Origin of the sequence: Rhodococcus sp. ARC_M12 (assembly GCF_022810385.1) — a bacterium.
Taxonomy (GTDB): Bacteria; Actinomycetota; Actinomycetes; order Mycobacteriales; family Mycobacteriaceae; genus Rhodococcoides; species Rhodococcoides navarretei.
On the sequence record NZ_JALGQI010000002.1, the window covers coordinates 202,453 to 217,194 of the forward strand.

General features: G+C 64.9%; 15 protein-coding genes. 8 read left to right on the plus strand and 7 right to left on the minus strand.

Annotated elements, in window-relative coordinates:
* Window position 1: 1 nt before the first annotated feature.
* From dusB to phoU, 3 genes are all read left to right on the plus strand, one after another.
* A complete protein-coding gene (gene dusB, locus MTX35_RS04540) occupies window positions 2–1,141 on the plus strand; it encodes a tRNA dihydrouridine synthase DusB (RefSeq protein ID WP_243593820.1) in 1,140 nt (379 codons plus the stop codon).
* Window positions 1,142–1,259: 118 nt separating this feature from the next.
* The gene (locus tag MTX35_RS04545) at window positions 1,260–3,200 is read left to right on the plus strand and encodes an LCP family protein (RefSeq protein ID WP_374230234.1); all 1,941 of its coding nucleotides are present in this window, start codon (window positions 1,260–1,262) and stop codon (window positions 3,198–3,200) included.
* A gap of 66 nt (window positions 3,201–3,266) precedes the next feature.
* Complete coding sequence (gene phoU, locus MTX35_RS04550; RefSeq protein WP_094639310.1) at window positions 3,267–3,941, plus strand: phosphate signaling complex protein PhoU; 675 nt, start codon at window positions 3,267–3,269, stop codon at window positions 3,939–3,941.
* Between the two features lie 135 nt (window positions 3,942–4,076).
* Here the strand turns inward: phoU and pstB are convergent, their stop codons facing one another.
* The 6 genes from pstB to MTX35_RS04580 all read right to left on the minus strand — a co-directional run bounded on the left by pstB (window position 4,077) and on the right by MTX35_RS04580 (window position 9,934).
* A complete protein-coding gene (gene pstB / locus MTX35_RS04555; RefSeq protein WP_121870781.1) occupies window positions 4,077–4,853 on the minus strand; it encodes a phosphate ABC transporter ATP-binding protein PstB in 777 nt (258 codons plus the stop codon).
* A gap of 37 nt (window positions 4,854–4,890) precedes the next feature.
* Complete coding sequence (pstA, locus tag MTX35_RS04560; RefSeq protein WP_243593822.1) at window positions 4,891–5,799, minus strand: phosphate ABC transporter permease PstA; 909 nt, start codon at window positions 5,797–5,799, stop codon at window positions 4,891–4,893.
* Window positions 5,800–5,802: 3 nt separating this feature from the next.
* The gene (gene pstC, locus MTX35_RS04565; RefSeq protein WP_243593823.1) at window positions 5,803–6,840 is read right to left on the minus strand and encodes a phosphate ABC transporter permease subunit PstC; all 1,038 of its coding nucleotides are present in this window, start codon (window positions 6,838–6,840) and stop codon (window positions 5,803–5,805) included.
* 87 nt (window positions 6,841–6,927) lie between these two features.
* Complete coding sequence (gene pstS / locus MTX35_RS04570) at window positions 6,928–8,025, minus strand: phosphate ABC transporter substrate-binding protein PstS (RefSeq protein ID WP_243593824.1); 1,098 nt, start codon at window positions 8,023–8,025, stop codon at window positions 6,928–6,930.
* A gap of 202 nt (window positions 8,026–8,227) precedes the next feature.
* Window positions 8,228–9,172, minus strand: a complete 945-nt coding sequence (mshD, locus tag MTX35_RS04575; protein ID WP_243593825.1) for a mycothiol synthase — start codon at window positions 9,170–9,172, stop codon at window positions 8,228–8,230.
* A complete protein-coding gene (locus MTX35_RS04580; RefSeq protein ID WP_243593826.1) occupies window positions 9,173–9,934 on the minus strand; it encodes a response regulator transcription factor in 762 nt (253 codons plus the stop codon).
* 130 nt (window positions 9,935–10,064) lie between these two features.
* On the opposite strand from MTX35_RS04580, the gene MTX35_RS04585 reads away from it, so the two are divergent.
* From MTX35_RS04585 to MTX35_RS04605, 5 genes are all read left to right on the plus strand, one after another.
* A complete protein-coding gene (locus MTX35_RS04585) occupies window positions 10,065–10,844 on the plus strand; it encodes an LmeA family phospholipid-binding protein (protein ID WP_243593827.1) in 780 nt (259 codons plus the stop codon).
* Entirely contained in the window at window positions 10,841–11,254 is a 414-nt protein-coding gene (locus MTX35_RS04590; RefSeq protein WP_243593828.1) for a thioredoxin family protein, read from the plus strand. The genes MTX35_RS04585 and MTX35_RS04590 overlap by 4 nt, the downstream gene beginning before the upstream one ends.
* A gap of 252 nt (window positions 11,255–11,506) precedes the next feature.
* Complete coding sequence (locus MTX35_RS04595) at window positions 11,507–11,980, plus strand: DUF4395 domain-containing protein (RefSeq protein ID WP_243593829.1); 474 nt, start codon at window positions 11,507–11,509, stop codon at window positions 11,978–11,980.
* Between the two features lie 38 nt (window positions 11,981–12,018).
* Entirely contained in the window at window positions 12,019–12,855 is an 837-nt protein-coding gene (locus tag MTX35_RS04600) for a sulfurtransferase (protein ID WP_243593830.1), read from the plus strand.
* A 1-nt stretch (window position 12,856) separates the two neighbouring features.
* Window positions 12,857–13,162 carry a DUF1416 domain-containing protein gene (locus tag MTX35_RS04605; protein ID WP_243593831.1) on the plus strand — a complete coding sequence of 102 codons (306 nt, stop codon included), beginning with the start codon at window positions 12,857–12,859 and terminating at the stop codon, window positions 13,160–13,162.
* Between the two features lie 79 nt (window positions 13,163–13,241).
* Here the strand turns inward: MTX35_RS04605 and MTX35_RS04610 are convergent, their stop codons facing one another.
* A complete protein-coding gene (locus MTX35_RS04610; RefSeq protein ID WP_279395657.1) occupies window positions 13,242–14,714 on the minus strand; it encodes a cutinase family protein in 1,473 nt (490 codons plus the stop codon).
* Between the last annotated feature and the right edge of the window lie 28 nt (window positions 14,715–14,742).

Sequence of the window (14,742 nt, forward strand, 5' to 3'; positions counted from 1 at the left end):
CATGACATTGCAGATCGGCTCACTCGAGTTGCGCAGCCCCGTCGTCCTCGCACCGATGGCCGGCGTCACCAACGTGGCCTTCCGCACTCTGTGCCGGGAGCAGGAGCTGGAGCGGGCAGGCAGCACGTCGGGTCTGTACGTCTGCGAGATGGTCACCGCTCGCGCACTCGTCGAACGGCAGCCGGCCACGATGCACATGACGACCTTCGGCCCCACCGAGACTCCGCGGTCGCTGCAGCTCTACACCGTCGATCCGGACACCACCTACGCCGCAGCGAAGATGATCGTCGACGACAACCTGGCCGATCACATCGACATGAACTTCGGCTGCCCGGTTCCGAAGGTCACCCGCAAAGGCGGCGGCGCAGCGCTGCCCTACAAGCGAAACCTGTTCGGTCGCATCGTTGCTGCCGCAGTCAAGGCGACCGAGGGCACCGACATCCCCGTCACCGTCAAGTTCCGCGTCGGTATCGACGAGAACCACCACACTCATCTCGATGCAGGTCGAATCGCCGCCGACGAAGGCGCAGCCGCAGTGGCGCTGCACGCCAGAACCGCCTCGCAGCGTTACTCCGGCACCGCCGACTGGAACGAGATCGCTCGACTCAAGGAACATGTCTCCGGCATCCCGGTACTGGGCAACGGTGACATCTTCTCGGCGTCCGACGCGGTCCGCATGATGGCGGAGACCGGGTGCGACGGCGTCGTCGTCGGGCGTGGTTGCCTCGGTCGGCCCTGGCTGTTCGCAGAACTCAGTGCCCGCCTGAACGGCAGGCCCGAGCCCACTCCACCCACCCTCGGCGAGGTGGCCACCATCATCGCTCGACATGCCGAGCTGCTCGCTGAGCATCACGGTGAGAGCAAGGGTCTACGTGAGCTGCGCAAGCACGTGTCCTGGTACCTGCGCGGTTTTCCTGCGGGCTCGGACCTCCGCGTCTCGATGGCGTTGGTGTCCACGCTCGCCGAACTGGACGATCTTCTGGCACAACTCGATCCGACCGTTCCGTTTCCCAAGGACGCCGAGGGCCCCCGTGGTCGGCAGGGTTCACCGGGCGCGGTGTCGCTGCCCGACGGGTGGCTCGACGATCCGGAGGACGTCTGCGTCCCCGCCGGTGCCGAACTGATGCATTCCGGCGGCTGATTCGCAGCTGACCAGCAGCCCACCTCGCACGAGTGGACCATGCCGCTCGAGTCAGTACTATGGCTTGGATTGCCGAGTAGACGGCGCGCGCGTGTGATGGAAGGCCAGGTTCGAATTCGTGGGAGACGATCGAGAGTCGGGCCCGTCAGTGCCCGAGGGTCGCGCCCCATGGGAGCGCCCACTGTCCTCAATCGGACGAAACGGCGCAATCGGACGGGCCGGTCAGCGCCCACCCCGCTCCGAGCGACCTGCCACTCCCGACTCGGAGTCACCCCCGCAGCCCGGTGACAGCGGCAGGCTCGGCAAACGATCGCCGCGTAACGCAGATACCGTCTCCGTTGCGGAGTTGGTGGACAAGATGTCACGCTCGGGATCGACGCGGGAGGTGTCGGCCGACCGTCCCGATGTCGAAGAGCCGACCGAGGTCATCGCCCCGGTCACCGATTCCACGCCCTCGCCTACCCGGACGCCGCCAACGCCGCCGCCGCCACATGCGGCACCGGAACCGGTGGGCGCGCATACAGCCGATCGCCCCGCATTGACGCGATTGGCGATGAGCCGGGTACGTCGACGCCGTCGGGTGCGGGTGATCGGCCGCAGCATTGTCTCCCTCGTCGCGATCCTGGCGGTGGCCCTGACCGGAGTGGTGTGGGGATATCTCCGCAACACCGACCAGGGCTTTCTCCAGGTCGCTGCGCTCGATCCCGATTCGGCCGACGTCGTCGACGCCGCAGGCCAGTACGGCGACGAGACCTACCTGATCGTGGGTACCGATACCCGCACCGGGGCCAGCGGCGAGGTGGGTGCGGGCACCGTCGCCGACGCCGAAGGGGCCCGCTCGGACACGATCATGCTCGTCAACATTCCGGCCGATCGCAGTCGCGTCGTCGCCGTGTCGTTCCCGCGAGATCTCGATGTGACCCGCCCCGAGTGCGAGCAGTTCGACAACGACACCAATACCTACACCGGGGAGATGTTCCCGGAGGCATATGGCGACAAGCTCAATGCCACCTATGCCCTCGGTGGCCCGAAGTGCCTGGTCAAGACCATCCAGAAGATCTCAGGCCTGCGGATCGGGCATTTCGTCGGGATGGACTTCGCCGGGTTCGAGTCCATGGTCGACGAGGTCGGTGGTGTCGAGGTCTGCACCGCGCAACCCCTGTTCGACTACGAACTCGGAAATATCCTCCCCAACGTCGGAACACAGCGGGTCGACGGCCGGACCGCACTGAACTACGTTCGGGCGCGCAACGTCGAATCCGAGGGCAACGGCGACTACGGCCGGATCAAGAGACAGCAACGATTCCTGTCGTCACTGCTCAGGTCGGCTCTGTCGAACAACGTGTTGCTCGATCCGGGCAAGCTCAACGGGTTCGTCAATGCGTTCACCTCGGACACCTTCGTGGAGAACGTCAAGACTCAGGATCTGGTGACGCTCGGTCGCTCGCTGCAGAACGTGGACGCGGGGGCGGTCACGTTCCTGACCATCCCCACCACCGGAACCAACGATTACGGCAACGAAATCCCCAACGACGACGCGATCGGTGCGATCTTCCGGGCCATCATCGACGACGCTCCGTTGCCCGGCGAGGAGCGCGCGGAACCGGTCACTCCCGAAGAGCCCGCACCTGCCGCCGCTCCCGACGCCCCGCTGTTGGCCGTCGATCCGGGAACCGTCTCACTGCAGGTGTCCAATGCTTCCGACATCGCCGGCATGGCTCAGACGGCATCCGACGAACTCGCGGTCTACGGGTTCCAGATCCTGGCAGTCGGCAACTTCTCGGGCACCGCCGCGCAGACCGTGGTGCGCTATTCCCCCGATCAGGAAGCCGCTGCGGCGACGGTCGCATCGGCCATCCCCGGCGCTGCCATCGAGCTGGCACCGAGTTTGAACAATGTCGTCGAGGTCGTGCTCGGCTCGAACTATCCCGGATACACCCAGTACCCGACGGAGTTCGGTACCGAAATCGATCCCACTCAGGTGGAAGGCACCACCCAGAGTGCGCCCCTCCCGGAGGATCTCTCGTACACCAACGCCGCCGACGACACGTGCGCCTGACTTCATTCATGCTCCGTTAACCCTCGGGACAGAGAACTGGTCGGTGTGACCTACTAAACTTCGCTCATGCGCGTCGCCTACAACGAACAGATGAACGAGCTTGCCGATCTCCTCGGAGAAATGGCGAGCCTGGCTGGTGCGGCCATGGAAAAGGCCACTCAGTCCCTCCTTCAAGCAGACCTGGTGCTCGCCGAGCAGGTCATTTCCGAACACGACAGGATCACCGAGCTCAGCGCGGTGTGCGAGGAGAAGGCCTTCACGCTTCTCGCCCTGCAGGCTCCGGTCGCAGGCGATCTCCGTTCGGTGGTGGCCGGCATTCAGATCGTTGCCGACATCGACCGTATGGGCGCACTCGCACTGCACGTCGCCAAGATCACCCGCCGCAGGCACCCCAACCACGCCCTCCCCGAGGTCGTCAACGGGTACTTCGCCGAGATGGGTCGCCTCGCCGTTCAGATCGGTGCTTCGGCCCGCGAGGTCCTCGAGACCCGCGATCCCGAGCGCGCCGCGAAGCTGCAGGAGGAGGACGAGGCGATGGACGATCTGCACCGTCACCTCTTCACGGTGCTGATGGATCGCGAGTGGAGCCACGGCGTCGCTGCGGCAGTGGACGTGACCCTGCTGGGACGCTTCTACGAACGGTTCGCCGATCATGCCGTCGAGGTCGGGCGTCGAGTGATCTTCCTGGTGACGGGTGAACTGCCCGTCGACCTGAGCCACAACAACATCCCCACCTCGTAGGACCACCCTCATCGAGGCCGAGTAGCGCTGCTGCAGCGCTACTCGGCTTTCGTATCGGAGCAACGAGCGCAGACACGAACGAGAGAACCCCCGCCGAGCTTTCGCTCTGCGGGGGTTCTCTCGTCGGTGTGCGGGTTATCCGAAGCGGCCGGAGATGTAGTCCTCGGTGGCCTTCTGCGTCGGGTTGGAGAAGATCTTCTCGGTGTCGTCGATCTCGATGAGCTTGCCCGGCTTGCCGGTCGCCTCGAGGTTGAAGAAGCCGGTCTGATCGCTGACTCGGGCGGCCTGCTGCATGTTGTGCGTGACGATCACGATCGTGAAGTCCTGCTTGAGTTCCTGGATCAGGTCCTCGATCGCGAGGGTCGAGATGGGGTCGAGGGCCGAGCACGGCTCGTCCATCAGCAGGACGTCGGGCGAGACGGCGATCGCGCGAGCGATGCACAGACGCTGCTGCTGTCCACCGGAGAGGCCGCCACCGGGCTTGTCGAGGCGATCCTTGACCTCGGTCCAGAGATTGGCACCCTTGAGCGAGCGCTCGGCGATCTCGTCGAGTTCCTTCTTGCCACGGCCGCCCTGCAGCTTCAGGCCTGCGACGACGTTGTCCCTGATCGACATCGTCGGGAACGGGTTGGGACGCTGGAAGACCATGCCGATGGTGCGACGCACACCCACCGGGTCGACGCCACCGCCGTAGATGTCCTCGCCGTCGAGCAGCACCGAACCTTCGACGCGGGCACCGGGGGTGACCTCGTGCATGCGGTTGAGCGAACGCAGCACGGTCGACTTACCGCAGCCGGACGGTCCGATGAACGCGGTGACGCTGCGCGGCGGTACGGCCAGAGTGACGTCGGAGACGGCATGGAACTTGCCGTAGTAGATGTTGACGTCCTTGAGATCGAGACGCTTTGCCATGTTCTTCGTTCCTTAGAATTCGCTGGAGTCGGGTGAGTCAGAAGCTCTTGGGCGAGAAGAACTTCGAGACCAACTTCGCGCCGATGTTGAGTATTGCGACGATCAGGATCAGCGTCAGGGCTGCTCCCCACATGCGCTCAGCGGTGAGCACGCCGGTTCCTGCTTTCTGCAGGTCGACCATCATGAGCGGCAGAGACGTCTGCGGCCCCTCGAAGATGTTGAAGTTGATAGCTGTGGCGGATCCCACCAGGATCAGCACCGGTGCCGTCTCGCCCATCACGCGGGCCAGGGCGAGCATGATGCCGGTGACGATGCCGGACAGGGCGGTGGGGATGACGATCTTGGCGATCGTCTTCCACTTCGGCACACCGAGCGCGTAGGACGCCTCGCGCAGATCCTGAGGGACGATGCGCAGCATTTCCTCGGCCGAGCGCACGATCACGGGGATCATCAGGAGCACGAGGGCGAATGCGACGGCCAAGCCGGATCGCTGGAATCCGAAGGTGGCGATCCACAGCGCGTAGATGAACAGGGCCGCGACGATGGACGGCACACCGGTGAGGATGTCGACCATGAACGTGGTGACCTTGGCCAATTTGGTACCTACGCCGTACTCGACGAGGTAGATGGCGACGAAGACGCCGATCGGGATGGAGATGACGGCGCAGAACAGTCCTTGCAGGAGCGTTCCGACGATGGCGTGGTACGCACCGCCACCTGCGATGAACTGGGTGACGCCGGCCTGCGAGTTCTGCCACCACGTGGGTGAGACCACCGCGGACAGTCCACGAGAGATCACCGTGTAGAGCACCCAGATCAGCGGGACGAGGGCCACCAGCACCGAGAGGCTGACGAGGATCGTCGCCGAGAGGTTGGACGCCTTGCGGCGAGCGCTGACGCCCTGGAACGTGGGTTCCTTGACGGGCTTGTCCATGGTTGAGGTCATGGGTCAGTCCTTCTTTCCGGCGATGGCGGCGCGGGCACCGGCGTTGACGACGAACGTCAGGATGAAGAGCACCAGACCTGCGGCGATGTACGCACCGGCTTGCAGCGGGTTGTTGAACTCACCTGCGGCCAGCGCGATCTTCGTGGCGAAGGTGGAACCGCCGTCGAACAACGTTCCGCCGAACGTCGCCTGGGTGCTGCGAATGATGATGTAGAGCGCGATGGTCTCACCGAGTGCACGACCGAGACCGAGCATGGAGCCGCTGACGTAACCGGATTTGCCGAACGGAATGACCGTGGTGCGCACGACCTCCCAGCGGGTGGCTCCGAGTGCGAGAGCGGCTTCGATCTGCCCCTTCGGGGTCTGCATGAACACTTCGCGAGTGACGGCGGCGATGATCGGCAGGATCATGACGGCGAGCACGATGCCACCGGTGAAGATGGTGCCGCCGCCGGCGATGGAGACCGACCCGGTACCGAAGAGCGGGAACCATCCCAGGTTGGTGTTCAGCCACTCGGCGAACGGGCTGATCACCGGGGCGAGAACGTACAGGCCCCAGAGTCCGAAGACGATCGACGGGACGGCGGCGAGCAGATCGATGACGTAGCCGAGCGGGCCGGCGATTCGCTTGGGCGCGTAGTTCGTCAGGTAGATGGCGATGCCGAGTGCGACGGGCATCGCGAGGACGAGCGCGAACAGCGACACCGTGATGGTGACCAGGAACAGATCGAGAACACCGAACACCATGGCCGAGGTGTTGGACGTGTCCCAGGCACCGTTGTAGGTCAGGAAGTTGACCGTGTTGTTCGACAGTGAGGGGATCGCGCGCCAGACCAGGAAGATACCCACGGCGGCGATCAGGGCGATGATAAAGATACCCGAGCCCGTGGCGAGGCCGGAGAAGATCCTGTCACCGGGGCGGGTGACGGTCCCCGATTTTTTCTTCGTTGACAATTGTGGTTCTTCCGGTTTGTGCGCGGCACCCGCGGAGGGAGTGGTGGCCGCGGAGGGAACGCCGGTCATCGAGTGGGTGTCGCTCATACCGCTCACTGTCTCGTGTGGAGGTCGAGGACGGTCTTGCTTCGGCTCGCGTTTTCGCGAGCCGAAGCAAGATTACGTCTCATTGAATCAGGCGATTGCTTCGATGGCGGTGACCAGGCGCTCCTTGAAGCGGTCCGGCAGCGGGACGTAACCGGCTTCTTCGAGGCCCTGCTGGCCCTCGTTGGCGGCGCTGAGCAGGAACGACTTGACTGCTGCCGAGGTGTCGGCGTCGTAGCCCGCCGAGCAGACGATCTCGTAGGTGGCGAGCACCAACGGGTAGGTGTCGGCCTCGTTGCTGGCGTACAACGTGTCGAGGTCGAGTACGAGGTCGTTGCCTTCACCGGAGAAGGTCACGGCGTCGATGGCGGCGGCAGCACTCTCGGTGCTCAGCTCGACCGGTCCGTTGCCGAAGTCGATGTTCGCGGCGCTGAGGCCTTCCTGCTCCACGAAACCGAACTCGACGTACGTGACCGAGCCCGGAGTCCCGGACACGGCCTGGGCGACGCCCGAGGAGCCGTTGGCACCTTCGCCGACGCCGCCGGCCCAGTCGGAGCTGTGATCCAGGGTCCACGCCTCGGGAGCAGCGTCGGACAGGAAGCGCTGGAAGTTGTCGCTGGTGCCCGAGGAATCGGAGCGGTAGACCGGGGTGACCGGGGTGGCCGGCAAATCGACGCCTTCGTTGAGGGCGGCGATCGCGGGATCGTTCCAGGTCGTGATCTGGCCGGTGAACATCCGTGCGGTGACATCGGGCGTGAGCACCAGGCTGTCGACACCGTCGAGGTTGTAGGCCACTGCGACCGGCCCGAAGACCAGCGGCAGGTTCCATGCCGGGTTGCTGTCGCAGCGGGTGGCCGCTTCGGCTGCCTGCTCGTCCTTGATCGCGGAGTCGGAGCCGGCGAAGTCGACCAGACCGGCGACGAACTGCGTACGACCGTTGCCCGAGCCGCTGGTGGTGTACTCGACGGACTTGCCGGAGCAGACGCTCGAGTAGACCGAGGTGAAGTTGGACATCGCGTTCTGCTGAGCAGAAGATCCTTCGCCCGTGAGCGGAGACTTGCCCTCGCACGAGGCGGAAGAATCTTCCGCGCCGACGGTCTCGACGTTCGCGTCGCTACCGCATGCGGTCAGCAACATGGCACTGATGGCCACTGCGCTCATGAGAGCACCGTTGCGCTTGAGGTTCACCTGTTTCCTCCGAGGAATCTTGGGCCGTGTCCACGGCTCGGACCTGATCGGCCGCGCTGTGGCTGTGTGGGTGCCGGCTCGACAAGAGAACCTCGCACCAGGCGACGTAGTTGCCGCCCATGGAGAAAGGTAGGGGCAGGTGGTAGACGTTTACCCCCGCGCGGGTGAACGGAAGATGAACACCCCAGTGGTTATGTCCGTTTCAGACGTTGCGCGCGTATGCGGCGTCCACGTGGAAGTTCTCGAAGCCCAGCTTGGTGTACGTGTGGACGGCAGCGGTGTTGTCGGCCTCGACGTAGAGCATGATCTGGCCCAGTTCGCGGTTGCGCAGGTAATGCAGGCCGGCCAGCGTGAGAACTCGACCGAGACCACGACCCTGCGACTGCGGGTCGATGCCGACCACGTAGACCTCACCGATGGCCGGTTCCACACCTTCGGCCGGCAGGAGTGGAGCCTGCGGAACGACCCGATCTTGGGCAGAATGCACCTTCGTCCAGTGGAACCCGAGCAGCCGGTCACTGCCCTCCTCGAAGGCCAGGAAGAGGCCCGCCGGATCGAACCACGATTCGTCGCGGCGCGAGGCGATGTCGCGATCGGTCCAGCCACCCTGCTCGGGGTGCCACGAAAATGCCGCGTTGTTCACCCGCAGCAACTCGGCATCGTCCTGATGGCCTCGATAGGTCCGCAGCGTAATACCGTCCGGCACAACGACATCCGGCAGATCGGGGTGTGCGGCTGCCCGACGCATCTGCAGCAGCTCACGAACCACCGTCAACCCGAGCCGCGCCGCGACGGCCTGCGCCGCGGGCAGGTTGCCGTGCGCCCACACCCGAGTTCCGGACGCGACATCGAGTGCACGAGAGACCAATTCGCTCCCGACTCCACGACCGCGAGAAGGAGGATCGACGACGACCTCGGCCATTCCGTCGGCGATTCCGACGTAGCCGACGACACGATCGCCCTCGGTGGCGACGAGACGAACGACCTCGTCACCGTCGTCGACCGCCTTCACCGCCTGCTCTGACAAGGGCGCAGTGCCATCGACTTCGGTTGCGCGGGAAAGGATTCGATGAATCTCGTGGGATACGTGCGAAGACGGTGCGCCGCCGTCGATCGAATGGACGCCGTACGCAAAATCCGAACTCATCTACGAGAGAGTACTCTCTTGCTCGAACTCGAATTCCGCATCGTCGGAATCCCTGCCCGCAGGATCCGAGGCCGCCGGTCCACCCTTGGAGTTGCGCGCCGGTCGGACAGCCTTGTATCCCACGTTGCGCACCGTACCGATGAGGGACTCGTACTCGGTACCGAGCTTGGCGCGGAGGCGTCGAACATGGACGTCGACGGTACGCGTGCCGCCGAAGAAGTCGTAGCCCCACACTTCCTGCAGGAGCTGGGCGCGGGTGAACACCCGCCCCGCGTGCTGAGCCAGATACTTGAGCAGCTCGAATTCCTTGTACGTCAGGTCGAGTGGACGACCTCGCAGTCGCGCGGTGTAGGTGCCCTCGTCGATGACCAGTTCACCGAGCGTGATCTTGCCGGAGGTCTCGGGGCTGGCAACTCCGCCGCTACGGCCGACGAGCAACCGCAGTCGAGCGTCCAGTTCCGCCGGACCGGTGCCGGGCAGCAGGATGTCGTCCAGGCCCCAGTCGGAGTTGACCGCGACGAGGCCGCCTTCGGTGAGGACCGCGACGACGGGGATGGCCGATCCGGTACTTCCGAGCAGCCGACACAGGCCACGGGCCGCAGCCAGATCGGTACGGGCGTCGACGAGCGCGATGTCTGCCGAACCGGCTTCGAGAAGCGAGGACACCTCGGTGGGTACCGGACGTACGTGATGCGCCAGAAGAGCGAGGGACGGCAGAACGCCCTCCGGATCGGGATCGGAGGTCAGTAGTAGGAGCTCCACTGCGTCTCCGTTCTTGCTGCTTGCCGGTCCAGCCCAGACTGGACTCGAGTGATCGTCAAGGACACAGACTAGCTTGTCCGTACAACCGGCCGAAGGGGGCAGTGCGCGATTCGTCGGTCACAATGGTCCGGTGCGCACACTTCTCATCGGACTCGCCAGCCTGCTGGCCCTCGCGCTCGTGGTGGATTTCGGCGCTGCGGCCTACTCGGAGTACCGAGTCTCTCGCGCGATCCGCGCCGGCGGTGAGCTCACCTCCGATCCTCAGGTGATCGTGCACGGCTTTCCGTTCCTCACCCAGGCGGCGGACGGCCGCTACCAGAACATCGAGATCCGAGCGCAGGACGTGCCCACCGAGTACGTCGGCTCGACGACCATCGAGGCCAATCTTCGCGGCGTACACATCGAGCTGTCCGACTTGATCGACAACAACGTGCGGGCGATCCCGGTGGACGAGCTCGACGGCCGCGTCCGTATCGAAGCGACGGACCTCGGCAGGTTCCTCGGCATCGTCGACCTGCAGGTTTCCGCGCCACCGGCCGACAAGTCCGACGGCACCGGCGGCTCCGGCGGGTCGGGCATGACCACCACCGGTGGCGTCGTGCTGACCGGAACGGTTCCGATCGGTCCGCTCGAGACGACGGTGAGCGTCAAGGCCGACCTCGTGCTCGAAGGTGACAGCGTCGCCATCGTGGCGTCGGACTTGTACTTCGGCCCGGAGGGTCAGGCGGATTTCTCGATCCCCGATTTCGCCGAGCCCGCGGTCCTCGGAATGTTCACCAAGACCATCGAACGACAGAGTCTGCCCTTCGGACTCCAGCCGACCGACGTCTACGCAGAGGGCTCGCAGATCGTCGTCGAAGGGTCGGGCGACAACGTGACGATCGACCTCAACGAAATCGAAAAGCCGTGACAGGGATCACAGTTCTTGTCGTCGTGGCGATCCTTGCCGTTGCTACCGGCTTGATTCTGCGTCGTCGTTCCGGTGCCGTACGCACCATCGCGTCCACCGATTCCGACGACCTTCTCCCGCTGCTCGTCGATGCGGGCGTCACCTCGGGAACTCCGACGATTTTGCACTTCTCGGCGGACTGGTGTGGTCCGTGCGCTGCCGTGCGTCGTGTGGTGCATCAGGTTCTCGCCGACCGCACCGAAGCACGCGAAGTCGAACTCGACATCGACGCCCATCCGATTCTCGCCCGCGAACTGGGAGTGCTGTCGCTACCCACGACGTTCGTCCTCGACACCGAGTTGCGTCGGCGCTCCAGAATTGCGGGCGTGCCGTCTGCGGCGGCCCTGCGGTCGGCGCTCGACGCGCTGTGACCGGACCTGCCGGGACCGGCGGTAGGACGCGCTGCTGGTAGAAGGTAGGATGCTCTTCGTGTTCTCCCGCCGCGAGCTGATGCTCACCAGTCGACGCACAGTTGATCTGTGCCGACTGGGCGGTTGTTGCTGTCGCTGCTGCTGATTTCCTTCTGCCGCCACGCCCGTGCGTGTTGTCCGGCCCGATGATCGAAATCCATGTCCGAGCACTGCCGATGCGGCGTGCCCGGCCTCGCACAGGAGTACCACTCGATGTCGACACCCGACACCAGAACCACCACCCCCACCACGATCGATCAGGTCGACGTTCGCGGTCCTCGCTTCGCAGCGTGGATCACCACCGCCGTACTGGTCGTCGTTCTGCTCCTGACCACGTTCTCGGTCCCCGCGGCGGCAATCCTGCTCGGGCTACAGGCGATCGTGTTCGGAATCGGAGCCGTCCGCGGACCCAAGCACAGTCCGTACGGCACGATCTTTGCGACATTCGTCGCACCGCGTCTCTCCCCCACCAGTGAACGCGAACCGGTGGCACCGTTGAAGTTCGCTCAATTGGTGGGCTTCGTGTTCGCCGCCGTGGGAGTTCTCGGCTTCGCGCTCGGCGCTCCCGTCGTCGGCACCGTGGCGGCAGGCTTCGCACTGTTCGCGGCCTTCCTCAACGCCGCATTCGCGGTCTGCCTCGGTTGCATGATCTACCCCCTCGCTGCGCGGCTGCGCACCACTGCTTGACCCTCACCGATCCACAGAGAAAGACCGAAAGGAACACCATGGCTCGCTCCGACGTCCTGGTCTCGGCCGACTGGGCCGAGCAGAACCTGAACGCACCGAAGACCGTCTTCGTCGAGGTCGACGAAGACGCAAGCGCCTACGACGGCGGACACATCGACGGTGCGGTCAAGCTCGACTGGCGCAAGGACCTGCAGGACCCGGTTCGCCGCGACTTCCTCAACCAGGAACAGTTCTCGGACCTGTTGTCGGCCAAGGGCATCAGCAACGACGACACCATCGTCCTGTACGGCGGAAACAACAACTGGTTCGCCGCCTACGCGTACTGGTACTTCAAGCTGTACGGCCACCAGGACGTCAAGCTCATCGACGGCGGACGCAAGAAGTGGGAACTCGACGGCCGCGCGCTGTCGAAGGACGTCGTCAGCCGCGAGACCACCCAGTACCGCGCCGAGGCCCCCGACCTGTCGATCCGCGCGTTCCGCGACGAGGTCATCGACGCCATCGGAAACAAGAACCTGATCGACGTGCGTTCGCCCGACGAGTTCTCGGGCAAGATCCTCGCCCCGGCGCACCTGCCGCAGGAACAGGCGCAGCAGCGTGGCCACGTGCCGTCCGCGATCAACATCCCGTGGAGCACCACCGCCAACGAGGACGGCACCTTCAAGTCCGACGAAGCGCTCGAAGAGCTGTACAAGACCAAGGGCTACGACGACAGCAAGGCCACCATCGCCTACTGCCGCATCGGTGAGCGTTCGAGCCACACCTGGTTCGTGCTCAAGGAGCTCCTGGGCAAGGAAGACGTCAAGAACTACGACGGCAGCTGGGTCGAGTACGGCTCCCTCGTCGGAGCACCCATCGAGTTGGAGGTTCACTGATATGTGTGGAGCACCCGTACAGGGCCAGACCATCCCCGCAGGCGTCGACGTCGAGAAGGAAACGGTCATCACCGGCCGCGTCCTCGCAGGCGACGGCGAGCCCGTAGCAGGCGCATTCGTGCGTCTGCTCGACGGCAGCGGTGAGTTCACCGCAGAGGTCGTCGCGTCGGGCACCGGAGATTTCCGATTCTTCGCCGCACCCGGACAGTGGACGCTGCGTGCGCTGTCGGCATCGGGCAACGGAGACACCGTCATCGCCCCCGAGAGCGCAGGCGTGCACTCGGCGAACGTGACCGTCGGAGTCTGATTCGACCCGCTCGCATCGAACGAGAAAAGAACCCCGCACCTGCTCGCAGGTGCGGGGTTCTTTCGGTCCAGCGGAGGTTCTAGTTGGGAACGGATGCCGAGGCTGCCGGATCGGGCACCGTCGAGTACTGGGGCGGGAACATCCCTTCCGGTAGCGGGATGCCCTGGGACTCGAGGAATGCACCGAGATCACTGACCCTCGTCTGCGTTCCGGGTACCGGGAGCAGTCGGGCTTCGGGTGCGGCCTCGGGGGCTTCCGGGGTGACGACCTCGGGCGCGTTCTCCTTCTCCCGTTCGGTGCGGGCGAGATCGGTGACCCAGGCCACGACCTTCTCGCTCTCCCACTCGTAGCCGTCGTTCGGGTCGTTGTACCAGTACGACAGATGCTGCAGGAATCCGATGAGCAGGTACGGCCCGAGCACGACGTCGACGATGCCCTTGTTGTTGTCCACCAGCCCTTCGCCCTCGGCACGCAGCTTCGCTTCCACGGTCTCGGCTCCCGGCCCCAGTGCCCAGTTGAGATCTGCCAGGAGCTGGTCCGGGGTGAGTGCGTCCGCCGCCTGCTGATCGGCGACCGTGTAGTCCACATCCGCCACCTTCACCAGAACCTGCAGAAGGGTCTCGTCGGATTCGAGCCAGGTCTTGTTCGTTGCGATGTCGACGATCGCGCGGGTGGCGATGGTCGTCACTGCACGCGCGAAGTCGGACACGGTCTGCACCGGGTCGAGCAGCGTCATCCGCATCTGCGAGATGATCTCCAGCGCCAGCTGCAGGAACTCGATGTCGGCCGGTGCGTCGCACGCCAGATCGTAGGGCCGGCACGACCACGTGACCTTGTCGGTCAGCGTTCCGTAGTCCCGGGGCGACTGGTCCATGAACCCGCCACGTGATTGCCCGGGCTCGTCCTCGAAGTTCGGCACGCCGGCCGGACGGTAGGGCGAGCCGATCATCATCACGCCTGCGATGTCGTCGCCGGTGACCAAGGCACCGGGGTCGCGTCGGCCGATCTCGACGGCCAACCGATCGAGTACCTCTCCGCCGACGCTGTAGCCGACGAGAACGAACTTCGTCCTGTCACCGCACTTCGTCTTGTACTCGTCCAGCAGACGATTGGTCGAGGCAATACCGTCGTCGATCGTCTGCTGGTAGGTCAACACGTCGTCCAGGAAACCGACGCCGTACGTCGATGCGTAGGGGACGTAGAGCCACCCGACCGTGCCGGGGCTGCCTGCGTTGACCTCACCGGTGGGAACCGTGACGTTCCCGACCCAGTTGGACGCGACGGTCTGCGACTCCTCGTTGAGGGGATTGCGATCCGCGTCCGAGTCGGTGGCCCCGGACACGGCCAGCATCAACACGTCCGGGCAGTCCTGCGCGTAGTTGTTCGGGTCGATGTTCGGGCCCTGCGAGGACCCGAAGTCGGACGATCCGGAGTCTGCCGATCCCGAGTCCGGAGCGGCGAGCGCAACGGCGGGAGCGGCAAGCGCCAACGCCACGGTCACCGCCGCCGACCTGAGAAACACGGATGTCAGAGCCCGTTTACGACGCAGCATTGGTGCGGAGACCTCCCCAGCCTTCGTG

Coding starts and splice junctions, on each gene's coding strand:
- mshD (WP_243593825.1), bottom strand. CDS start 9,172: ATGAGTTCGGATTTTGCGTACGGCGTCCATTCGATCGACGGCGGCGCA.
- MTX35_RS04605 (WP_243593831.1), top strand. CDS start 12,857: ATGTGTGGAGCACCCGTACAGGGCCAGACCATCCCCGCAGGCGTCGAC.
- MTX35_RS04595 (WP_243593829.1), top strand. CDS start 11,507: ATGTCGACACCCGACACCAGAACCACCACCCCCACCACGATCGATCAG.
- phoU (WP_094639310.1), top strand. CDS start 3,267: ATGCGCGTCGCCTACAACGAACAGATGAACGAGCTTGCCGATCTCCTC.
- pstC (WP_243593823.1), bottom strand. CDS start 6,840: ATGAGCGACACCCACTCGATGACCGGCGTTCCCTCCGCGGCCACCACT.
- dusB (WP_243593820.1), top strand. CDS start 2: ATGACATTGCAGATCGGCTCACTCGAGTTGCGCAGCCCCGTCGTCCTC.
- MTX35_RS04600 (WP_243593830.1), top strand. CDS start 12,019: ATGGCTCGCTCCGACGTCCTGGTCTCGGCCGACTGGGCCGAGCAGAAC.
- MTX35_RS04610 (WP_279395657.1), bottom strand. CDS start 14,714: ATGCTGCGTCGTAAACGGGCTCTGACATCCGTGTTTCTCAGGTCGGCG.
- pstB (WP_121870781.1), bottom strand. CDS start 4,853: ATGGCAAAGCGTCTCGATCTCAAGGACGTCAACATCTACTACGGCAAG.
- pstA (WP_243593822.1), bottom strand. CDS start 5,799: ATGACCTCAACCATGGACAAGCCCGTCAAGGAACCCACGTTCCAGGGC.